This is a genomic window from Nostoc sp. (assembly GCF_036917935.1).
Classification (GTDB): domain Bacteria; phylum Cyanobacteriota; class Cyanobacteriia; order Cyanobacteriales; family Nostocaceae; genus Nostoc.
In genome coordinates this window covers 1-25,814 of the sequence record NZ_JBALEL010000027.1, presented here as the reverse complement: position 1 = coordinate 25,814, position 25,814 = coordinate 1, and the positions used below count along the sequence as shown (strand labels likewise).

General features: G+C 41.6%; 21 protein-coding genes. 10 read left to right on the top strand and 11 right to left on the bottom strand.

The genetic code is table 11. The features are described from left to right. Positions 1-5 precede the first annotated feature (5 nt). Both clpP and tig read right to left on the bottom strand, forming a co-directional pair. Complete coding sequence (clpP, locus tag V7K62_RS11340) at positions 6-704, bottom strand: ATP-dependent Clp endopeptidase proteolytic subunit ClpP (RefSeq protein WP_069071412.1); 699 nt, start codon at positions 702-704, stop codon at positions 6-8. Between the two features lie 371 nt (positions 705-1,075). Continuing rightward, on the bottom strand, positions 1,076-2,509 hold the full coding sequence (tig, locus tag V7K62_RS11335) for a trigger factor (protein WP_334864022.1): 1,434 nt from the start codon (positions 2,507-2,509) through the stop codon (positions 1,076-1,078). Between the two features lie 833 nt (positions 2,510-3,342). Between tig and V7K62_RS11330 the strand changes: the two genes are divergently transcribed. From V7K62_RS11330 to V7K62_RS11320, 3 genes are all read left to right on the top strand, one after another. Beyond that, the gene (locus tag V7K62_RS11330; protein WP_334864020.1) at positions 3,343-4,380 is read left to right on the top strand and encodes an aspartate-semialdehyde dehydrogenase; all 1,038 of its coding nucleotides are present in this window, start codon (positions 3,343-3,345) and stop codon (positions 4,378-4,380) included. 149 nt (positions 4,381-4,529) lie between these two features. Further along, the gene (gene dapA, locus V7K62_RS11325) at positions 4,530-5,414 is read left to right on the top strand and encodes a 4-hydroxy-tetrahydrodipicolinate synthase (RefSeq protein ID WP_334864019.1); all 885 of its coding nucleotides are present in this window, start codon (positions 4,530-4,532) and stop codon (positions 5,412-5,414) included. A 276-nt stretch (positions 5,415-5,690) separates the two neighbouring features. Next, positions 5,691-7,463, top strand: coding sequence for a ribonuclease J (locus V7K62_RS11320; RefSeq protein WP_334864018.1), 1,773 nt, complete (start codon positions 5,691-5,693; stop codon positions 7,461-7,463). 326 nt (positions 7,464-7,789) lie between these two features. Here the strand turns inward: V7K62_RS11320 and V7K62_RS11315 are convergent, their stop codons facing one another. Next, the gene (locus V7K62_RS11315) at positions 7,790-8,416 is read right to left on the bottom strand and encodes a hypothetical protein (RefSeq protein WP_334864016.1); all 627 of its coding nucleotides are present in this window, start codon (positions 8,414-8,416) and stop codon (positions 7,790-7,792) included. 518 nt (positions 8,417-8,934) lie between these two features. On the opposite strand from V7K62_RS11315, the gene V7K62_RS11310 reads away from it, so the two are divergent. After that, on the top strand, positions 8,935-9,312 hold the full coding sequence (locus tag V7K62_RS11310; protein ID WP_334864015.1) for a Mo-dependent nitrogenase C-terminal domain-containing protein: 378 nt from the start codon (positions 8,935-8,937) through the stop codon (positions 9,310-9,312). A 115-nt stretch (positions 9,313-9,427) separates the two neighbouring features. Here the strand turns inward: V7K62_RS11310 and V7K62_RS11305 are convergent, their stop codons facing one another. Further along, the gene (locus tag V7K62_RS11305; protein ID WP_334864014.1) at positions 9,428-11,296 is read right to left on the bottom strand and encodes a caspase family protein; all 1,869 of its coding nucleotides are present in this window, start codon (positions 11,294-11,296) and stop codon (positions 9,428-9,430) included. 200 nt (positions 11,297-11,496) lie between these two features. Between V7K62_RS11305 and V7K62_RS11300 the strand changes: the two genes are divergently transcribed. The 3 genes from V7K62_RS11300 (at position 11,497) to V7K62_RS11290 (ending at position 13,201) form a co-directional block, all read left to right on the top strand. Further along, a complete protein-coding gene (locus tag V7K62_RS11300) occupies positions 11,497-11,988 on the top strand; it encodes a hypothetical protein (RefSeq protein ID WP_334864013.1) in 492 nt (163 codons plus the stop codon). A gap of 196 nt (positions 11,989-12,184) precedes the next feature. Continuing rightward, positions 12,185-12,358 carry a 50S ribosomal protein L32 gene (rpmF, locus tag V7K62_RS11295; RefSeq protein ID WP_012407602.1) on the top strand — a complete coding sequence of 58 codons (174 nt, stop codon included), beginning with the start codon at positions 12,185-12,187 and terminating at the stop codon, positions 12,356-12,358. Positions 12,359-12,595: 237 nt separating this feature from the next. Further along, a complete protein-coding gene (locus V7K62_RS11290) occupies positions 12,596-13,201 on the top strand; it encodes a sulfite oxidase-like oxidoreductase (RefSeq protein ID WP_334864012.1) in 606 nt (201 codons plus the stop codon). A 107-nt stretch (positions 13,202-13,308) separates the two neighbouring features. On the opposite strand, the gene V7K62_RS11285 is transcribed toward V7K62_RS11290, so the two are convergent. The 6 genes from V7K62_RS11285 to V7K62_RS11260 form a co-directional block, all read right to left on the bottom strand. After that, positions 13,309-14,691: an aldehyde dehydrogenase gene (locus V7K62_RS11285; RefSeq protein WP_334864010.1), complete on the bottom strand. Its 1,383-nt coding sequence runs from the start codon at positions 14,689-14,691 to the stop codon at positions 13,309-13,311. A gap of 195 nt (positions 14,692-14,886) precedes the next feature. Continuing rightward, positions 14,887-16,032 carry an ATP-binding response regulator gene (locus V7K62_RS11280; RefSeq protein WP_334864009.1) on the bottom strand — a complete coding sequence of 382 codons (1,146 nt, stop codon included), beginning with the start codon at positions 16,030-16,032 and terminating at the stop codon, positions 14,887-14,889. Between the two features lie 282 nt (positions 16,033-16,314). Continuing rightward, a complete protein-coding gene (locus V7K62_RS11275) occupies positions 16,315-17,601 on the bottom strand; it encodes a photosystem II assembly protein (protein WP_334864008.1) in 1,287 nt (428 codons plus the stop codon). Then, complete coding sequence (locus tag V7K62_RS11270; protein WP_334864007.1) at positions 17,594-18,532, bottom strand: SPL family radical SAM protein; 939 nt, start codon at positions 18,530-18,532, stop codon at positions 17,594-17,596. The genes V7K62_RS11275 and V7K62_RS11270 overlap by 8 nt, the downstream gene beginning before the upstream one ends. 66 nt (positions 18,533-18,598) lie before the next feature. Next, on the bottom strand, positions 18,599-19,378 hold the full coding sequence (locus tag V7K62_RS11265) for a class I SAM-dependent methyltransferase (RefSeq protein ID WP_334864006.1): 780 nt from the start codon (positions 19,376-19,378) through the stop codon (positions 18,599-18,601). Positions 19,379-19,384: 6 nt separating this feature from the next. Then, on the bottom strand, positions 19,385-19,648 hold the full coding sequence (locus V7K62_RS11260; RefSeq protein ID WP_334864005.1) for a hypothetical protein: 264 nt from the start codon (positions 19,646-19,648) through the stop codon (positions 19,385-19,387). Between the two features lie 358 nt (positions 19,649-20,006). Here V7K62_RS11260 and V7K62_RS11255 point away from each other — a divergent pair, with 358 nt between their 5' ends. Further along, the gene (locus V7K62_RS11255) at positions 20,007-21,251 is read left to right on the top strand and encodes a serine/threonine-protein kinase (protein ID WP_334864122.1); all 1,245 of its coding nucleotides are present in this window, start codon (positions 20,007-20,009) and stop codon (positions 21,249-21,251) included. Positions 21,252-21,565: 314 nt separating this feature from the next. Here V7K62_RS11255 and V7K62_RS11250 read toward each other — a convergent pair whose 3' ends face one another. Beyond that, positions 21,566-22,486: a Tll0287-like domain-containing protein gene (locus V7K62_RS11250; RefSeq protein WP_334864004.1), complete on the bottom strand. Its 921-nt coding sequence runs from the start codon at positions 22,484-22,486 to the stop codon at positions 21,566-21,568. Between the two features lie 296 nt (positions 22,487-22,782). On the opposite strand from V7K62_RS11250, the gene V7K62_RS11245 reads away from it, so the two are divergent. Then, positions 22,783-24,672, top strand: coding sequence for a serine/threonine-protein kinase (locus V7K62_RS11245; RefSeq protein WP_334864003.1), 1,890 nt, complete (start codon positions 22,783-22,785; stop codon positions 24,670-24,672). 112 nt (positions 24,673-24,784) lie between these two features. Further along, entirely contained in the window at positions 24,785-25,678 is an 894-nt protein-coding gene (locus V7K62_RS11240; protein WP_334864002.1) for an SDH family Clp fold serine proteinase, read from the top strand. Positions 25,679-25,814 lie beyond the last annotated feature (136 nt).

Sequence of the window (25,814 nt, the reverse complement as noted above, 5' to 3'; positions counted from 1 at the left end):
GCCTCTTATTTCAGAATGGTGACGTTTTCCCCTGCTACGGGAAGATTTTGCCTGGAAATGACCTGATCAATCAAACCGTAGTTTTTCGCTTCTTCTGCCGACATAAAAAAGTCGCGCTCAGTATCTGCTTCAAGTCTTTCTAAGGGTTGACCAGTATGGTGAGCCATTAACTGATTCAACTTAGCCTTAACATAAAGAATTTCTCTGGCTTGAATTTCAATGTCAATGGCTTGACCTTGAGCGCCACCAAGTGGTTGGTGAATCATAATCCGAGAGTCGGGCAGAGACATTCGCTTACCGGCAGCCCCTGCTGTCAACAAAAATGCCCCCATACTCGCGGCTAATCCAAAACAGATGGTAACAACATCAGGGCGAATTTGCTGTATTGTATCATAGATTGCCATCCCTGCGTACACCGAACCGCCAGGAGAATTAACATACAGTTGGATGTCTTTTTCTGAGTCTTCGGCGTCTAGGAATAACAATTGAGCCACAATTGAGTTGGCTACGGCATCGTCTATTGGCGTTCCTAAAAAGATAATCCGCTCTCGCAGCAGGCGGGAGTAGATGTCGAAAGCCCTTTCTCCCATACCAGATTGCTCTATCACCATCGGCACGATGTTGCTAGGGCTGCTCAACTGGGAGTTAATGTTTATTCGACTTAAGTTGCTGATAGGGGAATTTCCCGACTGCGATTCAAGCATACAAGCTTTCTTTGACGATAATTTAGGACAAATGTTTCAGCAGCAGATGCTGCCTTTTCAAGGAATGGAATTTTTATAAGCTACGTGTTAACCATTATGCCTCATATAATTTCCTCTCGTGTAACACAGTATCAAGCTCAGGCAATAACAGGTGTCACTATTTGCCAAAAATTCATTAATTCTTTAATTATTTTGACTTCATCCCTGAGTTTCAGGAGTTAAGAGGTATGGGGCATTGGGCATCGGGGATTGATCATTGGTTATTTATCCCCCTGCTCCCTGCTCCCCTCGTTTCCTCATCTCCTTTACCTTACCCATTTCACCAGTACTTTAACTCAGAACTGGTGAACTCATGGTTGTAGGATTTTTTATTATCCTTCTGTGACTTCTGTAGAAGTTTCGCTGTTTCCTTCCTCAGTCTGAGGTGCATCAGCATTTGATTCTGCGTCTTCCGTTTCCTCTGCGGGACTCAAGGAACCTTCGGGTACAAGTTCAACTGAGGAGTGATCTAAGAGCCAATCGATGATTTTTTCGGTTAACAGTTCGTTTTCCACGATTGAACGCAGTTTATCTTCATCAACCTCTTGTTCCTCCGGGTATTGCTGCAAAAGTTCTGTGACTCTGGCTGCGATTTCTTCTGGTGTTACCTCGATAGATTCGCGTTTGCCGATTTCCCGCAAGGACAAGGAGCGTTTGATGCGTTCAATTGCTTCAGTACGCGATCGCTCCCGCAATTGAGGAATAATATCTTGAGTAAACAACTTCCTCACATCTAATCCTTGCTGAGACAGCCGCATTGCTGTTTGCGTTAGCATTGCGTCCACTTCTTGCTCAATCAATGTTGCTGGTAAGTCAACTTCTACGTGCTTGAGCAGTTCCGTTAACAAGGCTTCCTGCTTATTTGTTTTTGTTTTGTCGTCCGCCTCTTTTTGATATCGCTCTACCAAAGAAGCGCGTAACTCCTCTAAGGTTTCAAAATCGCTGATTTCTTGAGCGAAATCGTCATTTACTTCTGGTAGCTCCTTTTCCTTCAGTTCTTTAAGTGTCACGGTGAACGTTGCCGCTTTTCCAGCTAATTCTTCATTAGCATACGGATCTGGGAACTGCGCCGCAATTTCTTTGGTTTCTTCCGGATTCATCCCCACTATTCCCGAAATAAAGCCTGGAATAAACTTATCTTCCTGCAACTCAACTTGAAAATCAGTTGCTTCGGCTCCGGGAATCGGTTCTAGTTCAGCTGTTTCGTCCTCGCCCTCAACTCTGGCGAATGAACCTTTAAAATCGACTACGGCAATATCGCCGATTTGGGCTGAACGTCCTTCCACAGGAATCAATGTCGCCAATTCTTGACGTTCCTTATCCAGCGTGTTCTCTACTCGCTCTGAATCGAACTTAACTTCTTCGGCCTTAGCTTGCAAATCAGTGTATTGCACTAGATTCACTTCTGGTTCTACATCGACAGCAGCCGAAATCGTCAGAGGTTTTCCCGGTTCATAATTCTTAATCAAATCCTCAAAGTCAGAGCGCAATTGCGGCTGGCCGATTGCTGTAATCGCTTCTTGTTTGACTGCTTGCTCAATGCCATCTTGAATTAGTTCTTCCAGCGCTGCTGCCTTGATTCGAGTTGTACCCAACCGTTGTAGTAATATCGGTCGAGGCACCTTGCCTTTACGAAACCCAGGAATATTGGCAGTACTCGCTAAGTTTTTAATTACCTTTTCGTAAGTTTGCTTGGTAATTTCCGGTGTAATCTCTATTTCCAGGCCAATTTGGCTGGCGGGAAGTTTTTCCTGGGTGACTTTCATGCTTCGTCTCTAGTTTTCTGGTATTTTATACTCCGAGTACACACAAGACGCAATAAAATAATTGTTTGCATTTATGGCTTGATGTCTCTTAGGGGCAATGGGAGTTTGCCAAAAGGTCTGATGACATCCAAGGATGGATGTTTGTCCTGGGGCAAAGATCCAGTTTACTGCCAATGACCAAAGACTTGACATTTTACCTTCATAACAATTTGCGGATTGGGCATTGGGCATTGGGCATTGGAAAACTCTTCTCCAGTATCGAGTCCCCACTCCCCCTAAAACTTAGGAATTAATTATTCAGTGGGCTAACGTCGTGATATCCTGGTTCTCAACGAGTGGTTAGTACCCCAAGTTAAAGTTATAGTATTGAGTCTAACTATTATTAAGTTGTGGTACGAGAGCGCATCTGCTACCTAAGCGCATAGCTCAGTTTTATGATGTGCTGGTTTTATGCATTTCGATCTTAGTATATTCCTCATCTTGGTAAGCAACTTTGCAATCAAGACGTTTGTTGCCCTATATGTAGGATGGCTGTTAAACGTCTAAGTGCAGATATCTCCATTTTTCTGGTAAATGGCGGTTTGTTGTATAATAATATATAGTTAAACATCGATGAAAAAATTGGATAGCCATTATTGTAAAATGCAACATCACTTAACTTATTAAAGAACCAAGAAAATAAATGTATTAGATATATAAATATCAACTAAATTAGAGAAAAATCTAAATCTATTCAAAATGTATTTCAAAACTGCGATCGCTATTTATATATTAAGTAAATTGTCAAGTGTTCCAAGAAATTGCAGATAAGTCTCTTAAAGGAGGAAGCAAATTTGTCGAAATCCTATCGTTTAGCCATTTTGGGAGCGACTGGTGCAGTCGGCACAGAGTTGCTGGAATTATTAGAAAGTCGTAATTTTCCGGTTGGTGACTTGAAATTATTGGCATCAGAGCGGAGTGTGGGGCGATCGCTACGGTTTAAGGGTGAAAATATACCAGTAGAGCCAGTGAGCGATCGCGCCTTTGAAAATGTCGATATAGTACTCGCTAGTGCAGGGGGTTCCACATCCAAAACTTGGGCAGCAATTGCCGTCAAAAAGGGCGCAGTGGTAATTGACAACTCCAGTGCCTTTCGGATGAACCCGGAAGTCCCCTTAATAGTCCCAGAGGTGAATCCACTAGCCGCAGCTAATCACCAAGGCATTATTGCTAACCCCAACTGCACAACAATTTTAATGGCTGTGGCAGTCTGGCCATTGCATAAAGTTAAACCAGTGCAACGCATCGTCGCTGCAACCTACCAATCTGCTAGTGGTGCTGGTGCTAGAGCAATGGCAGAAGTCAAAACCCAAACAAGCGCTATACTACAAGGACAGCCACCGATTGCCGAAATATTGCCTTACCCATTGGCATTTAATTTATTCCCGCATAACTCCCCATTAAACAATTTGGGTTATTGTGAGGAAGAAATGAAAATGGTTAACGAAACCCGAAAAATATTTGGCACGCAGCAAATCAGAATCACTGCAACCTGTATACGGGTTCCCGTACTCCGCGCCCACTCAGAAGCCATTAATTTAGAATTTGAGACTCCCTTTAGTGCAAAGGAAGCCAGAGATATTTTAAATTCCTCCCCTGGAGTAAAATTGGTAGAAGATTGGGGAACGAATCATTTTCCGATGCCAATTGAAGCAACAGGTCGAGATGAAGTTTTAGTGGGAAGAATTCGTCAGGATATTTCTCATCCTTGTGGCTTGGAATTATGGTTATGTGGCGACCAAATTCGCAAAGGCGCAGCATTGAATGCAGTACAAATCGCCGAGTTGTTGGTAGAGAAAAATCTACTCAAACCATTAGCTATTAGTCATTAGTCATTAGTCATTGGTCATTGGTCATTGGTAAAGTGACAAAGGACAAATGACAAAGGAAAAATGACACTTGAAAGCAATTTGCAGATAGGTTATTACAATAGAGAACCACCAAAGATATAAAAAAATGGGTAATCAGGAGTGAAAAAAGGGTGGGAGATTTTGGCAATGTTTTAACCGCTATGATTACGCCATTTAAAGCAGATGGTGGTGTCAACTATGATGTAGCGGCAGAACTGGCGGCGCATCTAGCTAACAACGGTACAGATACACTGGTGATGTGCGGCACAACAGGAGAATCTCCGACACTAAGTTGGGATGAAGAATACCAGTTGTTTGTCGAGGTATTGCAGTCCGTGGCAGGAAAAGCCAAGGTAATCGCAGGTTGTGGATCAAATTCTACCAAAGAAGCGATCGCAGCCACCCAAAAAGCATCTAAAATAGGAGTACATGGTTCCTTACAAGTTGTTCCTTATTACAACAAACCGCCACAAGCGGGATTGGAAGCGCACTTTAAGGCGATAGCACAAGCCTGTCCCGACCTACCATTGTTGTTATATAATGTTCCTGGTCGTACCGGACAAAACCTTCAGCCAGAAACAGTTGCCCGGTTAGCTGAGGTTAGCAATATTGTCGGGATTAAAGAATCCACTGGTAATATAGATCAAGCAAGCGAAATTCGTCGCTTGACACCAAAAGAATTCCACATCTATTCTGGTGATGATTACATGACTTTGCCCTTGTTAGCGATCGGGGCAAAGGGTGTGGTAAGTGTGGCTTCTCATCTGGTAGGAAACCAACTACAGCAGATGATCCAAGCTTTTAATGCGGGAAAAATTGAAGTAGCCAGCGAGATTCATCTCCAACTGTTCCCGTTGTTTAAAGCTTTATTTCTCACTTCAAATCCCATTCCAGTGAAAAAAGCACTAAAACTTCAAGGTTGGGAGGTTGGTTCAACTCGTCCGCCGCTATGTGAAGCTGATTTAGAAGTCACTCAAAAGTTAGAAGCGGTTCTGAAAGAACTTAGTTTAATCTAGCCACCAGCTAGTTAAGCCTTGGTAATCTACTCCTTACCAAAGATACATATAAACAACGATCATAATTGTTCATAAGTTGCAATTTAAAAACCTGTGCTAGGACTGATAGACATACTATGAATCCTTGAGCGTAGAGTCGATTTTATTGAATAAAAAATTGAAATCTTCAATTAAAACTTGATTGCTTTCAGACTGACTTAACAGACAGATGATGTCTTAAATGCAAGTTCGTTAACTATCAACTTAATTAACCACAAGTAACAATCTAAGGAGAAAATGGCTAAAAACGAAGCTAATAATTCCGCCTTGAAAATTATTCCTTTGGGCGGTTTGCATGAAATTGGGAAAAATACCTGTCTTTTCGAGTATGACGATGAAATTATCCTGTTAGATGCAGGATTGGCTTTTCCTACAGAGGCGATGCATGGAGTCAATATTGTTCTGCCAGATACGACCTATCTGCGGGAAAATCGCCACAAAATTAAAGGGATGATTGTTACTCACGGTCATGAAGACCATATCGGCGGGATTGCTTTTCATCTCAAGCAATTTGATATCCCGGTGATTTATGGGCCAAGACTAGCAATGGCAATGCTAGAAGGTAAATTGGAAGAAGCAGGAGTCCGCGATCGCACAGAAATCAGAACAGTTTTACCACGTGATGTGGTGCGGATTGGCAAAAACTTTTTAGTTGAATATATCCGCAACACCCACTCCATCGCTGATAGCTTTACTGTTGCCATTCATACTCCGCTGGGTGTAGTCATTCACACAGGGGATTTTAAAATTGACCATACCCCAGTGGATGGGGAAAAGTTTGATTTGCAACGCCTAGCAGAACATGGGGAAAAAGGCGTTCTTTGCTTGCTAAGTGATTCCACTAACGCCGAGATACCAGGATTTACGCCTTCAGAACGTTCAGTTTATCCCAATCTTGAGAGAGTATTTAGTCAAGCCACTGGGCGATTATTTGTCACTACCTTTGCTTCTAGCGTCCATCGCATCAATATGATTTTGGATATCGCCAAGAAGCAAAACCGTGTAGTGACGGTTGTGGGGCGTTCGATGCTGAATTTGATTGCTCATGCCCGCAATTTAGGTTACATCAAGTGTGACGATAATCTGCTGCAACCATTGCACGCAGTCCGCAATCTACCCGATGAAAGAGTACTGGTTTTAACTACAGGTTCTCAAGGGGAATTGATGGCAGCAATGACCCGCATTGCCAACAAAGAACATCCTCACATTAAAATCCGCCAAGGAGATACGGTAGTATTCTCTGCTAACCCAATTCCCGGAAATACGATCGCTGTAGTCAACACCATCGATAAGTTGATGATTCAGGGGGCGAAAGTGATCTACGGTCGGGATAAAGGGATTCACGTCTCCGGTCACGGCTGTCAGGAAGAACAAAAACTGATGATTGCCTTAACTCGACCCAAATTCTTTGTGCCATTTCACGGCGAACATCGGATGCTAGTGAAGCACGCAGAAACGGCTCAGAGTATGGGCATTCCCGCAGAAAACATGATCATTATCCAGAATGGTGATGTTGTGGAATTGACTGAAGATGCCATTCGCGTCGCTGGGAAAGTGCCATCTGGTATCGAATTGGTGGATACTACTAGTTCGGGTATGGTCAGTGCCAAAGTTTTACAAGAACGGCAACGCATGGCTTCAGAAGGCATTATCACGATCGCAGCTGCCATTGATTGGAATGGTAAACTGTTGGCAAAACCAGAAACTCACCTCCGGGGTGTAGTGACAAGTGTAGAGAGATCGCTGTTACAAACCTGGGTAAAACAACGCATTGAAGAAATCCTCACTGTGCGCTGGACAGAATTTGCTCCTAGCGAAGGTGAAGCAGCAGATATAGACTGGGGTGGATTGCAAGGTACTTTAGAACGAGAATTGCAACGTTCCATCCGTCGAGAATTGCAATGTCAGCCATCTGTGACTTTGTTGATGCAAATTCCTGATGAGCCACCTGTGAAAGTTGCTGATGGGAGAAGACGGCGGACTCGGACTGCTGCTCAGGTAGCATCCTAAAGAATTGTAAGAGAAAAATCTCATACAGAGAGAAGTTTGAGCGGCGGCTTTCACCACTCAAATTTCGATTGGCGCAAAGACACAGAATTTTTCTGAACGTCTTTGCGCTTTCTTTTATCATGGGTATAGAACTTGCCTATAGTTCAATACGCTTGGGTTAGCGGCAAAAACCTTAAACTGTGTAGGTTGGGTTAAGCAAAGCGCAACCCAACAAAGCAATTTTTCACAAAGCCAAGCGGATTGGCCTATAGTTCTTGGAGGCGATCGCCTAAATCTTGCAATGTTAAACTCGGCAGAGCGATCTAACTTGTGAGGTTGCTGTCGCCTCAAGCAACTCCAAGCAATATCTCCTCATTTTTCTCGGCTGCTGAAAGATACAAATTTCTCCACCGCTCTAAGTGGTTAAGACACCATCCTTCCCAACCTTCATCTCTTGCAAACAGTGTTTCAGGATCTAAGTGTCCCAAAATGCTGGCTCCTTCACTGACTAGCTCACGGGATATAAGTCCCAATGACTCCTCTGTTGACAACAGAGTTGGAGCAAGGGTTTGATCTCCAAACATCAGCTTTTCAACAATCTCATCGGCATTCGCAAACCTTCTTCTTGATAGCTCTTGCGACAAACGTTCCCCGATCTCAGCAGATGATTTTTCTAGTGATACTCTTCTATCTTCAATCCCCGGATAGGCTTGACGAGCAAGCCTTAACTCAGACCGCAATTCAGCGATTACCCGATCTGCTTCTAGCTCAGATCCAAAAGTCTCTTGGTGTGTTTCGATCACATCTTCAAGGATTTCATTAATCTCTTCAGGCTCAATCTCAAAAAAGCGGAAAATACCGCAACCATAGGGGAAAAGAGAAACTACAAGGATGCTGAGTGCCTTTTCACGTTGAAGGCGTGCGTACAGCGTACTGCAAGGAGGAATTGCGCTGTAGAGTACAGAAACACCCATAAGCAAGCTCATCTGATTTAACGTTTCAGACTATATCATTCTCAAATCGCCACTGCCAACCTAAGTTTTGTCAAATGCAATCGATTTTACTCGCTCAAAATCAGTGCTTCTACGGCATTCAGCCAGCAATAAACAGGACGTACTTACGTGGGGAAGTGGGAATACGGAAAGGAAAAACCCCTGCTAGGCTATTACCAATATTTATACTTAGCAAAAATACTTTTAGGAAGACCTTGTATTAAGGTTTGTAAATGTTACACTAAAACCTATCCAATGACAGATGTCTTTACTAAAATCTTAAGTGTGTCAAGTTATGAACAAGATCGTAATATTACACTACCGATCCCCAGAAAATTGCGATTAACTTGACATAGTAATAAATTAAGTTCTGACTTAAGTGGCCATTCAGGTATTGTATTATATCGCAGTCAGGACGCGATTCTTCCGGTAAAGGTCGTAGCCACGTTGTATATATTCATCAAAAAGGTGAATAGCCTCAATTACGCAGAGGATTAACCATGAAGGTATTCGACATTACCACAAAAAAGATTTTTCTGGCAAGCTGGGTATCAATCAATCAAGCAGAGACTAGTGACCAGAAAGTAACCCAGCTAAACCATTCTGCTTCCAAGCCTTACTGGGATATTCTCCAACCCCTACGGCAACGGGTAGAAAACATTCAAGTCCGCGATCGCCAACTAGCTCACCGTTTGTGCAAACTGATTCCATCTCAGTGCCCCTTTGAGCGCGATGTCAAATTATTTGGGAAAACCTTGTTTCACATTCCACCCATGTGCAAGCTTAACCCCTTATATGAAGAAGTGGTTGGTTTACGTTTCCGAGCGATGTGCTATCTAGCCGACGAATGTGGTGAAGATGTGTCGCAATATTGCTGAGTACTGTTAGCGATAGCGGGGCGTTTAGCCCGTGCTGAGGGACAAGTGAGGAGTGAGAAGTGATGAGTGAAGAATTAAAACTTCTAACTCCTAACTTCTAACTTCTAACTCCTAATTATTTTTTTACTATATTTTTTTGCCATTTTTGGATGGCATCCTGAGCATCTTCGTAAGCGCCTGTCTCCTCTGGCACTAAAGCAGCGGTCGCAATTGCGGCATTACGTTCTCCTTCGGTGGCGCGACGCTTGGCCAGGTCTAAAATTTTCTCACTCCATTTATTGATCGATTTTTGGGCAGTATCGAAGCCTGGTTGACCGACTGGTACTTTCTTGGCAACTTCGATCGCCCGATTGTAGGTAGATGCCTGTTCAGACTTAATTAAGGCATTCGCTGCATCTAAAAGAGTTTTGTTACTCACATACTGCTTACCCTCTAACCGCCACAGGTTAATTGCTGCTTGTGCTTTCGCGTAGGGGGCTTCATCTTTGGTGATTAATCGAGCGGCAGCAATAGCGCTTGCATACTGTCTTTGTTTAGCACGACCCTCTGCTAAATCTAAAATCATCTGGCTCCAAATCTTAATATTCTCCTGAGCTTGTTCGTACAGTGGTTCACCGGGTTGAATTTTCCGGGCTGTAGCGATCGCCATGCTCAAATCACTCGCCTGAGTTTGTCTGAGCGACATTTTCGCCAGGTCTAATACTGCTTGATTCCGCTTTTTTGACTCGTAACTAGAGACTATTTGGGCGTTAGATTGGTTTTTAAGTCTAACTGGTGGAGTGCGAGCGCTTGGTAAACTCTCGACAACCTGGCGATCGCTAACAGTAGCATTAGGTGATGTACTTGATATTTGCTTAATTCTAAAAGTTTCTTGATTACGGAGAAAAACTACGGCGATTAAACCTGCTACCAGCAAGCTGCCTCCGCCCCATAAGATAAACTGTTTCCAAAAAGGGATGCTTGGCTGATTGGCTGGCAATCGAGATACGTAACCTTTAGAGGAATTGGGGATAAATCTTCCTCTGGTATTCACTCCCAAGGAAGTTTCCGGCATTGGCTGCGAAACTAAGCCACTACCTGACTCCTGGACTTTTTGAACCTTCATCTGTTGGGAGGAGTTCATACTAGCTTCTCCCCGTCTGCCCCGATCTGCTGAAGTTCTAGAGGAATCGTCAAGGGGAGGAGCCGCAAGGGCAACAGCAAAAGATTCTTCGGGATAAATCATCGGTTCTAGTTGAAAGTCGTTTTCCACTGCCAATTTTGGCAAGATTACTTGCTGCCTTGATGGGATGATAGTGGCAGGGTTTTGGACAGGACGCCAGTGGTGATGACATAATTTTGGCATGATCAAGCTTAGGTAGCTTTCTAAATCTGCCAAGTTGCTGCCATTACCAGAACGCAAAGCTTCTAACAAAGCTGCTGTAAAGAATCCGTGACCTAGTTCGCTACTCTCATGAGAAAATTGCTCTGGTTGGCAAGACAGAATTGTCGCGAGTTGTAGTTCTTGGGCTAATTCTATTGTTTCTTCACCAACGGGAGCATCTGCTTGAGTGCCAAAAGCGCGGTTGATATCGAGTAGTAGCAATACATTTAGATCAGCAAGTTGCAGACTTTGCATTAGCGATCGCAATTCTATGCCAGTCTCTTGCACCAGTTCGGGGTTGCCCTCTGCTGGCATTAAGTAATCTTTGCCCTTGTAGTTGACTCCATAACCGCTAAAGAATAACCACAGATAGTCTTCCGGTTGCCAACTTGTTGCTGCCAAATTCTCAAGTAGCAGCAAAATATTCTGCTTCGTTGGGTAAGTTGATTTATCCCCAATCGGCGGTGAAGTATCTGTCATAACTAGACAGTGTTTAGGGAGAAAATCTGCCTCTGTCACCAAAAAATCTTCTAGTGCCTCAGCATCTGCTTGGGCACAACTTAAAGGTTGAAATAACTGATATTGATTGATGCCAATCGCGATCGCCCAGTAATTTGCCATCCCGCTCTTTGTCAGTTATTGTTTGCTGGTCTTAAAATTGCGGTTGGCTTTGCCCAAAAAACAAAGCTAACCTATGTCTGATACTCTAGGTGATTCTGGTCGAATCTTAAGTTAGAATGTAGTTTTTATTACGTTATTTACTCGGAAAATACCTTTTACCTAATTTCCATAACAGATCATCAATAAGGAGATAGAAGGTCATGAGCAAGATTTCTGCTCACCTACCATCATCGATCACTCCCTTTTCAGTTATTAGCCAAATTGCCAGAAGAATCCGGATAATTCCTTTAGTAGTTTTGCTCATATCTACTGTTCCTGCGTGGTTTTTGATGGAAGCGATCGCACCCCAGGTTGTGCGAGCTTACACCGCTAGAGTTGATCTAGCTATTGACCGCCTGCCAGATGAAAACTATGAAACCGTTCTCAGGAGAGCAGAAGCGGCCGCTAGGGCATCTGCTCAACGGAGCTTTGACCAAGATATCTTGGTGACAGATGTTTCAATCATTGTGTCCGTACAAAATTATGGAGCGATCGCACCAGTTCTGACATTAGATGTCAGTCGTCCTCAATGGCGATCGCGTCCCGATGCTCAAATTTGGGCTACTTACTTCAAAACTGCGCGATCTTTACTTTTCTTTGAAAATAACTCTAATAAAGTTCCAACAGCTAGCGCTGTGTCAACACCAAAATGACGAGTTGAGCTAGAAGTCCGAGCCAAAGCTTTCTTGGCTCGGAACCTTGGGGGGTTTAAAGAAAGTCATTGTTTCTGTCCCCGCCTCCTTGCGTCAGTCTTAACCCAACTTACTTATTGCTGACTCAACTGTTGTCCTTGGGGTCAGTGGATGGCCTAGAATAAGAAGGTTGTCAAGAATCGCGATATCTGCTGACATGGCTGTTCCTAAGAAGAAAACTTCAAAATCAAAACGAGATAAACGTCGAGCTACCTGGAGGCACAAAGCCGTCGTCGAAGCTCAGAAAGCCCTCTCTCTAGGCAAATCAATTTTGACTGGACGTTCTACATTTGTTTATCCAACTGCTGAAGAAGAAGAAGAAGAATCTTAACAATTCAAAATTCAAAATGAAAGACATTTTCAGACGGGGATTTAAACCCCGACTGAAACTCACAAGCTCATTAGATCGAAAAAATTGGTAGTGAGTAATTGGAAACATCCATTACCCATTACCGATCATTCATGAGTCACGATCAAGTAATCATATAAAGAGCAAAACATCTGATGCTGTTGGTAATTCAGCAAAAAAGCTTGTAAATATTTTGAGAAAACTTATTTTTCTCCAACTATGCTAGGAAAATTTTTTCATAAACCAGGGAAGGAAGAGGGCGAACGCGTCCCTCCTGGTCAACACTTAGCTAAAGGTTTCCCCGTCTTAACTTACGGCGAAACTCCCCAAGTCAGCACTGAGGAATGGGAGTTTCGAGTTTGGGGTTTAGCAAAATCTGCTACCTTTAGTTGGTCAGACTTTATGGCGCTACCTCAACACGAATTCACAGCTGACTTCCACTGTGTAACGCGCTGGTCTAAACTCGATGTCAAATGGACTGGCATTAAAGTTACAGAGTTCATGGGTCTGATTGAACTAGACCCCAAGGTAGCCCACATTATGGAACACTGCTATGGCGGCTACACCACCAATATTTCTATAGAAGATTTTATGCGCGAAGAAAACTTCTTTGCTTTTAAAGTCTTTGGTGAAGACCTTCCATCTGAACACGGTGGCCCAATGCGGCTAGTTGTACCCCACCTCTACGCTTGGAAAAGTGCTAAGTGGATCAATGGTTTGCAATTTTTAGCTGCTGAAGAACTTGGTTTTTGGGAGCGCAATGGCTACCATCGCCGTGGTGAACCTTGGGCTGAGGAGCGTTACAGCAACGCTTTTGGGATTTAATAGTTAGAAGTTATTCAATTTTGGATTGAAGAAAAAATCTAAAATTGGCAGGGTTAAGAGTTATAGATTTTTATTTCTTACTTATAACTCCTAACTCATAACTTTTTTTAACCTAGAAGTTTCTTTATGAAGGGCAATTTACTCTGATATGGAGCGTATCGCCATTTTAAATCCAGCCAGAAAGAGTTTTGCAATACACTTTTTTCATGGGAAAAGGTGTCAAAACTAGCTTTGCCGTGATAGTTGCCGATACCGCTATCTCCCACTCCACCAAAGGGTAAAGATGAGACACCAACCTGCATAACTGTGTCGTTAATACAGACTCCACCAGATGAAGTTTCCTGTAAAACTCGCTTTTGCAGGTTTTTGTTTTGAGAAAATAAATATAACGCCAAGGGTTTGGGTCTAGAGTTAATCAAGGCGATCGCTTCTGCAATGTCAGTATATTCAATGATGGGTAAAATTGGCCCAAAAATTTCTTCCTGCATTACAGAATCATCTAAGGAAACATTATCAATCAGTGTTGGGGCGATATAACGCTCTGAAGCTTGGGTTTCACCACCAATGATAACTTCACCATCTTTGAGAAAGTTAACCAACCTATCAAAGTGTTTTTCACTGATAATCCTGGCATAATCAGGACTGTTTACGGGATTCTCGCCATAAAATTCTTTTAAGGATTTTTCCAACCCATCTATTAAATCTTTTTTGATTTTTTTATTAACTAAAAGATAGTCGGGGGCGATGCAAGTTTGTCCAGCATTAATAAATTTGCCCCAAGTGATTCGTCTGACACTGTGTTCAAGATTAATGTCAGTATCTACGATACAAGGACTTTTACCACCCAATTCTAAAGTCACTGGTGTGAGATATTTTGCCGCTGCTGCCATGATGATTTTGCCGACGGCTGTGCCACCAGTAAAAAAGATATGGTCAAACTTTTCTGCAAGTAGTTTTTGACTTGCTTCCACGCCTCCTTCAATCACTGCAATATAAGCGGGGTCAAAAATTTTGGCGACAATTTCAGTGATGATCCGGGAGGTATGAGAAGCAATTTCTGAAGGTTTGATAATTGCACAATTGCCGGCTGCGATCGCACCTATTAAAGGTGAGATAATTAACTGAAATGGATAGTTCCAAGGGCCAATAATTAAAACAACCCCTAACGGTTCTGGATAAATTCTCGCTGAGTAGGAAAAAAAATCCCAGGAAACCGCTGCTTTTTTGGGCTTAGTCCAGTTTTTCAGATGTTTTATGGCATAATCGATATCCTTAATTACGCTGATTTCTGTAAGGTAAGTTTCCACTTCTGGTTTATGTAAATCCGCTTGTAATGCTTCGACTATTGACTGTTCATGCTCAATGATTGCTTGCTTAAGCTTTTTCAGTTGTTCAATGCGAAAAGTTACATCTTTAGTTTTGCCAGTTTGAAAAAACTCTCGCTGATTCTGGATAATATCGCCAATCTTAGATAATTCAGTGGTAATCATTATTGTGTCCTATCAAAAACTATTTATTTAATGCTAATGCTGTTATCTCAGCATATTTGATTCGTCAATTTTTAATGTTTGATTTTCCAAGTGGAAGATTTGCTTTAAATTATCGGTAGATAGTAGTAAGGTTATAAATTATGAATTATCAGGATAAAAAACTCTATAATTCATAATTTATAATTACTAATTTTCTCATGTTTTCGTGGGTAGAAGCACAATAAATAGACTACCTTTGCCCAACTCGGAATTAAGTAGAATAATGCCTTGATGTGCCTCGGCAATTCGACGAGCAAGGTACAGTCCTAAGCCACTACCAGAACTCTTGTGGCTGCCTTGGCGAAATCGTTCAAATATGGTGGCTTGTTCTTCAGGGGGAATACCTGGGCCAGTATCCGCTATCTCAATTCTAATATAGTCAACGGAATTGGATTTTTCAGAGAACTTAGATTGATTACTTTTGTCGAACTGGGGTTGAGAAGTAAAACGAATAGTAACAGACCCAGAGTCGGTAAATTTGATCGCATTGCCTATGAGGTTGGTGAATAGACGATGCAGTTCCAAGCGATCGCCCATCACTGTGTTTGTGCTAGACTCCTCAGTAATGTCCAAATTTAGGGACAGTGTTTTGTCTTGAGCTAGAGGTGCCAATTCTCCAGTCACTTCATCTAGCAATCGGTTCAGATTAACTGGTTGAAATGCCAAACTTTTGCGACCCGCTTCAAAACGATAAACTTCCAATAAGGTATTGACCATAGAAAGCAGGTTGATATTGCTACGAGCCATGATGGTGATTACTTCCTGCATTTGCGCTGATAATGTTCCCAACGCACCTTGCTGAAATAGCATTAACATGCGATCGGCGGCTACCAAGGGAGTGCGTAAGTCGTGGGTGAGGCGGGAGACAAAATCTTCTCGCTGGCGGGCAATTTCATCACGTTCGTCCATACTATGCTTCAAACGCAGGAGCGATCGCACTCGTGCCAGCAATTCATCTACTGTTACAGGTTTGCGGATAAAATCATCAGCACCCAAGTCTAAACCGTGGGCGACATTGGGCGCATCGTGGGCAGTGATCAGCAATATGGGGATATATTGCGGCAATTTCATCTCTCTACGAATGTGCTTAGTGACTTCGTAACCATCCATACCTGGCATCATCAGATCCAGCAGAACCAAATCACAAGGAGAAGCTTTCAATTCTGCCAAGGCCGAAATCCCGTTTTCTGCGGTGCTAATCGTGTAACCTTCTTCCTCCAAAATAGTTTTGATCAAAAACACATTATCAGGAGAGTCATCGACAACCAGAATTTTGTCTGCGGGAGAAGATTGTGAAGTCATATAGATGCAAGGTACGGGGTAAAAGTAAATTTTTATAAGACTAGCTGTATTTATAACAATTTGTCTGCCAATTTTTTTAGTAATCCTCCCTACCTAAGAAGTATTTTTTACTAGTAATTTTGTATTTACTGAAGTTGAGCATTTTCTTCTAAGTTTAACTGGGCTGGTTTTTTTGCCAAAAGTTATTTATTTGACTTGTAGTGATTTAGATTGACTTGTCTTTACATATCTTTACTAGCCGCCAATCTCTGCAAATGCAAGCTAGGGTTTACCTACAATTTATCATGATTTTTTCGCCAAAATTACATAATCATCTAATGTATAGTGTGACAGATGCTTTTGACCAAAATACTGTTGGAGTATTGGACTCATATACAGTTGTTTTGGTAATTTTTCTCGAGCAAATTTACCAAAGTTAGCACCGGACAAAGCTGTTCTTGAACCTGTTGAAGTTAGATATTTATACCAGACTAACTCTAATCCCAGTTCTGCCAGAAATTTATGTACTACATTTTTTTCCTGCTCTTGGTTTTCAACTTGATGAACATCGTAAACTTTGAATAATTTTTTGTCTTGCACAATTAGCAAAACATAACCTGAATTTTTTAAGCTAGTGGCAAATATTTGCTTATAAGTATTATTAGCTTCAAGCCTCTTAGCTGGATCTGCGAAGAAGCAGTGCGAAATTACGATAAAGTCGAAAAAGTCTTTGGGTAGATTATTCGATTGAGTTTTCCAAGTAAAAATATCAGTCGTAACAAAGCGGAAGAAAGTATTCACTGGCGTTAGACGCGACTCTATATATCGTCGCCAAAACTGAAGTCCACGGAACTGGAAGGCATCTTGTTTTTCTAAAGAGTAGTAAGATATGTGCATTTGCGGGATATGAAAAAAACCGCTACTACTTTGCATAAATAAAGCTAAACCATAAGCAACTGTTCCTGGCCCTGCTGCAATATCAAGGATATTAACCTTATTTGGTAGTAAAGCATCTTGGTAAATGAGAAACCAAGCTAAATATGTGCAATATACATTTTCTAAAAAATACTTCATAAAGTACACATGAGGAGTTAGACTAAAACGGTAGTCTGGGTCTTGTCCAATTTTTAAGTTATTAATATCCTCAATAGCATCTTGTAACTTAATAAATAACTGTTTCTCAGGAATCTTACTAAATTCTTCTTTGAGATATTCAACTAGCCTTGATTCAAAATCATCAAATATCCGTTCATCAATACCAGTAGATTGCAGTTTATATTCATCGTGCTGGATTAAATTAAAAACTTTATAGATATATCTAACAAATTCCTCATCCGGCATTAATATGAGATTAGCCTTTTCCTGGGATGCTTCTGTTAGTTGTTTAGTTAAAGTTTCTGTTTGTCGTTTGTATTCTTGGGAATAACGTTCAAGTTGAAGTTTATCCCTAAATAGTTTTTCTAACCATGAGAATGTTGCACCTGATTTTTGAATCTCTTGCAAGAGTTGGACTGCACGTCGGATATCGCCGCGTTTTAAAGATAATTTTAAGTGCTGACTTCGCCACCAATTTACAATAGGATTATTCATAACCAAATCCCTCTTTACCTTCCATAATTTCTACACCTGGGAGCCGATAAACTAACTTTTCCTTAAATTTCACATAGCTTAATTTCTCATCCTCATACCACCAAGCGTATTTTTGCTTAATTTCTTCAGCTTCTTGGCGAGTTGATGCTATAAGAGAACGACTCTGGTTAGGATGAAAAGCTTGAATTACAACCCTATCGGCGATAGTTAATTTGTCAATAAAAGCAACTTCATCAGTTGGCAAAGTAGGAAGTAGAGGGGTAATAGTGATAGAAAATTTAGGAATAAAACCTTTGAAATAATCAATACTTTGTTTAATTTTAGTGATCGCATTTAGTCTGGCTTTAATACTTGGCGATCGCGGTTCAAAATCTTTTCTCACTAATTCACTACCAGTCGGAATACTCATATTAATTCGCAATCGCTTAAATCGTTGTAAATAATCAATATCTCTAGTAATAATTGGGCTACGAGTTTGAATCACCAAAGTTGGAGTTGGATAACCGTCAGCACTTACATCTAGCATTACCTCTAACAACCGACGAGTCAGTTGATGTTTAGACTCAAGTGGTTGATAAGGATCAGTAACGCTACTCATGTATATACTAGGAGGAGTCTGGGGATTTTTTTCATACCATTTTTTTAATTCTTTCGCTAAAATCTCAGCAGCATTTTCCTTAAAAATTACCCATTTGCCCCAGTCTTGGCGCATTTGAGCATTAGGGCTAAATGCAGCAGCATAGCAATAACTACAACCGTATTGACATCCCCTATAAGGATTTAGAGTAAAATCATAATCACCAATAAAACCAGTAGCTTTTGTTAAGAGTGATTTTGCATTTTGTGCATAAACATTAACATCTCCAAACTTTTCTCTGACTAATTGGGTAGGAGTGCATTCGCAATAACCTTCATATTTTAGTTGTGCCATGTGAATCCTGATATTTATAGAGAGTGAATTAACGCACCCTACTTCTTATGATTCCCATTTTTATTTTTAAATTACTTCGCCAAGGTGTACGCTAGTGCGATAGACCATATACACAAAACCACTTTCATCACGAAAGCGCTGATATAATTCTTGAAATCTATCAATAAGCTGTTCATATCCCAAGCCTTCACGCGGGAGGTAAGAAACACTCATTGCTCGTCCAATAAGCCCAGTTAAATCTAACTGTTGCCTATAATTAAAATTATATTCACGGATGTTAATAAAATGGGGAGTTACTAACAGTGGCTCTACCGACTGCATTCGAGATTCTGCTGGGTGATTATTAGATCCTTCGCGGACTAGTCGGCTATATTCTGTAGTTAACGCATCTTCTTGATCTCGATTATTCCACACGACAGCCAAGCGTGCTGATGGTTTTAAAATGCGGTGAAATTCCAATAAAGTTGGTTCGGGATTGAACCAGTGGAAAGCTTGAAAACAAGTAACTAAATCAACTGAATTATCAGGTAGTTGGGTAAATTCTGCTGTTCCATCACGAAACTCTATCAAAGGATGTGCTTGGGCAGCTTCTCGCATCGCTGCGTTTGGTTCTATCGCTATGACATTAACCCCCTGTTCAGCTAACAATATTGAAGCAATTCCTGTACCTGCACCAATATCTGCTGCTACGAGTTGTGAATTTTCACCTAATCCTTCCAAGATAATATCAATTGCATCTGCGGGATAACTTGGTCGATATTTTACATAATCCTCTGCTCTGTCAGAAAATCGGTTGAGTGGGTTTAAGGTGTGTAAGGGGGTTGTTTCAGGATTAATTTGGTTCATGGGTTTTTATGTATCTTGCATCCAGAGACTTTTAGCCAGATGACAGAAGTAGTGCAATAAGCCTAACGGCATAGCTTCTTCTGCTTTTGAGGAATCACCTGTACTGAAAACTTTCATAGCCGATGCCGAAGCAGCTATCTCATAACGATATTGGCTCTCAGAAAGATTAATTTTTGAGAGCGATCGCATATTCAGCACTTGAAATACATATAATGTTTCTTTCAGCAAGTCTATAGCAATCCCAGTTTTTCTGAAAAACCATGATGCCATGCTATATCCTTACTGTTCCTCAACTCGGTTTCAATTGGGTTACTAAGGGTGAGATAAGGTTCAGCAGCAAATCTAAAAGGCGATGCCCTGAACATTTGCAGATATTACCGCAGACACTGATTATGTTGCGGCGGTTAAAATACTTAAGTATGAGTAGTATGATCAAACTACCCAGGTAAAAATTGTCTACTTGGTAACACAAGACCATCAGAAAATTGTAGAAAAGTGTATTTCCTTGTCTCGATAGTGGTGCTAACCTCAATTTAAAGAATGTTATCAGCCTTTATCTGCTAGAGTTTCTGACTTTCAGCAAATTAGATAATTTCTTAACAATAAAATCGCTAGGAGTGCGATGATGATGTCACAGTCCCATATCACAAGGCCAGAAATAGCTGCTGGAACTCTAATCGATAACCGCTATATTATCCAAAAACTTCTAGGACAGGGAGGATTGGGACGGACTTACTTGGCATTTGACACTCGTCGGTTTAATGAAGCCTGTGTTCTCAAAGAATTTGCACCCATTGGCACAGGGGAAAGTGGACTGGAACAATATCGTAACTTATTTAAAAGAGAGGCAAAAATTCTTCATCAATTGCAACATCCTCAAATTCCCAAGTTTTTGGCTTGCTTTGAAGGAGATGGTCGGTTATTCCTAGTACAAGAGTATGTTGACGGTAAAACATATTCGAGACTGCTAGGAGAACTTCAACGTCAAGGAAGAAATTTTTCTGAAGACGAAGTTATACAGTGGCTAAAGAATCTGCTACCTGTTTTGGAATATGTCCACCAGCACAACATCATCCATCGAGATATTTCTCCTGATAACATCATGTTACCCGATGGCAAGGATCTGCCAGTGCTGATTGACTTCGGTGTAGGCAAGCAAATTGCTGACATGAACGAGGGGAGAAGTTCCAATCACCAGGTAACGTTTGTTGGCAAAATGTCCCTTGTAGGCAAAGTGGGATATGCTCCCCGCGAACAGATTAGTTTGGGTTTATGTTCACCCTCTAGTGACCTTTATGCTTTGGGTGTAACCGCTATTGTATTACTCACAGGTAGAGATCCATCTTTACTAATGGATCAATACTCACTTGAATGGAACTGGCGTTATTATACATATATTACTGATGGCTTTGCTCAAGTACTTGATTGCATGTTGGCAGATAGACCTAACAAGCGATACCAAACAGCCAGCGAAGTTCTTAGAGATTTAGAGCGGATTGGAGAACCAGAAGTGGCAATGTCTTCTGCAATCATGGTTGATGATTTGCCAGCCACGGTATTTAACCCTGAATTTCAGGCTATGTCAGCCATATCGGAGTCATATAACCAATCTGAACAAACAATTTTTAGTTCACCTACTAGTCCACAAACTGGGCGACGAGTTGAACAACAGCAATCTTCACTCCAACCAGCATTTATCAAACATTGTCAGCAAGAGTTAGCCTACCACATCGGCCCAATGGCAAATCTGATTATAGAAGAAATACTAGATCAAAATCCTTATATTTCACCTGACCAATTTATTGAACTCGTAACTAAGGAAATTCCTAACTTTCAAGCAGCTTTTGAATTCAAAAAAAGCTTATTCTCATAGAGATTTAGACATCACGAATTGAAAATGATTTTTAATTTTTTAACCAATTAATTCTGTGGGTTGAAGTCAAGAGAGCTAATAAAAGTAGCAAGGTTTTTTAGCAGGGTCTAAATACCCGTTACAAAAATTAATTGCGTTAGCATGACGCAAAGCGAGTCTGCATACTTCTACAGAAAAGCAAGCTACATAAAACGTCTTGTACAGAGCGTTATTACGTTAGCGTCACGCAAAGCGAGTCCGCGTACTCTGTAAGAGTTGCAAGCTAGCAAGAGCGTCTGTTTGCGACAGGCTGTTCGCGTTCGTAGAGAGCGTCATTACGAATTATTGTAATCGCCTGTACCTCCTTGAGTACGTTTGATTCTTTTCATCGCCATTTCTAAACTTAACTGCATCCGTTTAAAGGCTTTAGCTAAATTACCGATTTCATCATTAGACATCTGCTCAAATTCAACTTCCATATGTCCTGTACTAACTTCTTCGGCTATGCGAGTCATGCGTTTGAGAGGCATCACAACTTGTCGATTCAAGAACAAGTTAACTAACAGGATAGTCGCTATAAATATAGCTGATACAATTAAGATAATTAGTAAAGAAGACTGATTTGCTTTGCTGATGACATTCTTTGCAGGTACTGATATAATCTGAGCGCCGACAATTTCATTAAGCTTCCACCCAAATCCATTAGCAGCACCATAAAGACTAATCATACTTTGAGGTGCAGCTTCAGGTACACTATGACAGACCAGACAACTTTGTTCAGAAACTGCTAAGGGACGAGCAATATAAAAGATATCCCCACCAGGAATTGAGCGAAATCCACTAACTTCTTTAAGGTCTGATTTATTTCTGAACTGTTCTACAATTTCCGTCTCAAAACCGTCAGCCTTATCCCGAAGATTTGTCGGATTAAGAGTTGCTTCTTTATAAAAGAAATCACGGTAGTCTGTTGTTTTCCGTAAAATCTCAAATACCTCCCGTGCTGAATATCCAGGCACAGTTTGCGGCAAAAACTCAGTAGCCAATTTATCAACTAGCTCTGGATTCACTTGAGTACTGGTATATTTACGAACAGAACTCATTGTTTGGATGAGCATGAGACCAGTTGAGCTAATATCTTGTTTAGCATTCTCCCTCAGTAGAGAAGAAAGAGTAAATCCACTCAAGCTCAGACCAAATGTCAAAATTACCAGTAGCAGAATTGTAAATTTTTGTTTCAAATTTAGATTTTTTAGCATAATTTTAGATTACCTACAAGTCAAATTATTATGAACAAATATGGCTAAAGTTACTGTTTACTCTAACATGAGCAATCAACTTTCATATTTTGGTGTAAAGGCATAGTTTAGATAAAACTATGAGGGTATATCCAAACTTTATACTATTAGTAATTATTGAGGTTAATGAAAATGTTCTCTAAGTAACTAAATTCCAAAAAGCTACAACAGCAATTCAAATGGAATTCCCAAAAATTCGTGTTGGCTGAACTGAATACCGTGCCAAAATAAATACCAGCAATTGTCAAATATTACTAATGGTGTGGAATGCAGGAAAGTCTTTATTCGGGGGACGCTACATTATTGAAAGCCAACTAGGTGAAGGCGGAATTGGCATTACTTATCTTGCCAGAAATCAACGAAATCAACAGCGAGTGATTAAAACCCTCAAAGAAGAAATCCTGAATCACCCCGCTTGGATACTGCACCGAAACAAGTTACGGCAAGACTTTCGTGATGAAGCAGTTCGGCTGGCTGTCTGCCACCATCCTCATATAGTACAGATAGAAACCATCTTTGATGAGGGGAATTTGCCCTGTATGGTGATGGATTACATCGAGGGGGAAGACTTAGGACAACGCTTAAGACGAATAGGGGTGCTATCAGAGGCAGAAGCGCTACTCTACATCCGGCAAATTGGCGATGCTTTGACCCTAATCCATTCTAAAGGACTGTTGCATCGGGATCTCAAACCACGCAACATCATGATCCGCATTGATAAATTAGAAGCAGTGCTAATAGACTTTGGCATCGCTAGAGAATTTGTTCCTAATATGATCCAAAGGCATACAGTGTATCGTACTCCTGGTTTTGCGCCACCTGAACAGTATGAATCAGAAGCGCCGCGAGGAGAATACATTGACATCTACGCCCTAGCCGCTACTTTGTATAATTTGCTTACCGCAGTTGTACCAACAAGTGCAGATGATAGACGTCACAATATTAATTTAGAACCACCACAATATTTTAATCCCAACATCAGCAACAGAGTAAATCAGGCTATTATGTGCGGCATGGATCTGGAGTCAACCTATCGTCCCCAGTCTGTGCAGGAGTGGTTAGATTTATTGGGTTCTGATACTGGGCAAAATGTAACCAAAATATCATCTACCTTAGTGATAACGCCTAGACTGCAAGTACCTCCACCTGTTGTATTAGATCGGCAGAACTGGCAATGTGTACAGACCCTCAAAGGTCATTCTAGTATGGTTCATGCGATCGCCATTAGCCCAAATGGGCAATTTATTGCTAGTGGCAGTAATGACAAGACTATCAAACTTTGGCAAGTTGCTACTGGCAAGCTAGTGCGTCAGCTGGGTCGTTGGTCTTCTAGTCATTCCAGTATGGTTCATTCCGTCGCCTTTAGCCCAATCGCTCCAAACCGTTCTTATCAAGGGGAGTCCGGCAAATCTGCGGGAGTTGCAGACCTGAACCGGGGAATCTTAGCTAGTGGGAGTTGGGATAATACAATCAAATTGTGGCATGTCAACACAGGTAAAGAGATTCGTACTCTTACTGGTCATGCTAATTGGGTGAATTCCGTTGCTTTTAGTCCAGATGGCAAGTTTCTGGCTAGTGGCAGTGCTGACTGCACAATCAAAGTCTGGCAGGTACACACAGGCATAGAAGTCCAAACTCTCACAGGTCATTCCGACCCAGTTTCGTCAGTTGCCTACTCTCCGAGAACGCCTGCAACCAATAGCCAGGATAGACAGCTGGTGGCTAGTGGTAGTAATGATTACACCATTAAAATGTGGCAAGTATACACAGGCAGAAACATCTACACACTCACAGGTCATTCCTTCTTCGTCAACTGTATCGCCTTCAGCAAGGATGGAGAAATTATCGCCAGTGGCAGTGCTGACAACACGATTAAACTGTGGCATGTAAATACAGGCAGAGAAATTTGTACTCTGATTGGTCATTCTGATTCAGTTTGGTCAGTCGCCTTTAGCCAGGATGGACAATTTATCGCTAGTGGTAGTTGGGACAACACTATCAAACTGTGGCACATACACACTGGTAGAGAAATCAGCACACTTGCAGGGCATTCCAACTATGTTAGATGCGTCGCCTTCAGTCCCGATGGCCAAACCCTAGTTAGTGGTGGTGATGACGACACTATCAAAATTTGGCGAAGGGGGTAGTAAATAATTCGTAATTCATCATTTTTCTATAAACCTACAGATAGAACTGCGATCGCCCCAAATTTGTGACAATAATGACGGCAACCGTTATTTTTGAACAATAAAAAATTATATGGGCTTTGGTATTGGTGATTTATTCTGGATTTTCCTCCTTCTGACTTCTTTGCAACCCCTTTGGCAAAAACGTCAAATAGAATATCGGCGCTTGCGTGCTTTACAAGAATTCCAGCAGGAACGCAAAAGTCGGGTGATTTTACTGATTCACCGCCAAGAGTCCATTAGCTTTTTGGGAATTCCCATATCTCGCTACATTACTATCGAAGACTCAGAACAAATATTGCGAGCAATTCGCCTCACACCCCCAGATGTACCGATTGACTTAATTTTGCACACTCCTGGTGGTTTGGTTTTGGCTACAGAACAAATCGCCAGAGCATTAATTCGCCACCAAGCAAAAGTCACAGTCTTTGTACCCCACTACGCCATGAGTGGCGGTACAATGCTTGCGATCGCCTCTGATGAAATTATTATGGATGCTAACGCTGTCTTAGGACCGGTTGATCCCCAATTGGGTAATTACCCCGCAGCCAGTATTCTAAAAGTAGTTGAAGATAAACCCATCAGTGAGATTGATGACCAAACCCTAATTATGGCCGATCTCTCACGCAAAGCAATTCAGCAGGTACAGCGGTTTGTGCGAACTTTGCTAAAAGACAGTATACCTAAACAAAAAGTTCTGCCAGAAAATATCGAACCGATTATCGAAGCCTTGACAACTGGGCGTGTCACCCACGACTATCCCATCACTATTGAAGAAGCAACAGAAATGGGGCTGCCCGTAACCGTCGGACTGCCCCATTCTATTTATGATCTCATGGATCTTTACCCACAGTCACAAGGAGGGCGACCCAGCGTACAGTACATTCCTATGCCTTACAATGACCGCCGTCCAATTCTACCTACACCCAAGGGCAGACCCTTAGAAGAACCAAATCAGATGACTTGAGGGGCTTTGGGGTAGGAGTTTTTCGTGGCGACTAGGGTGTAGCTGTCGGTGTAGCCATCGGTGTCGCTGTCGGTGTAGCCATCGGTGTCGCTGTCGGTGTAGCCATCGGTGTCGCTGTCGGTGTAGCCATCGGTGT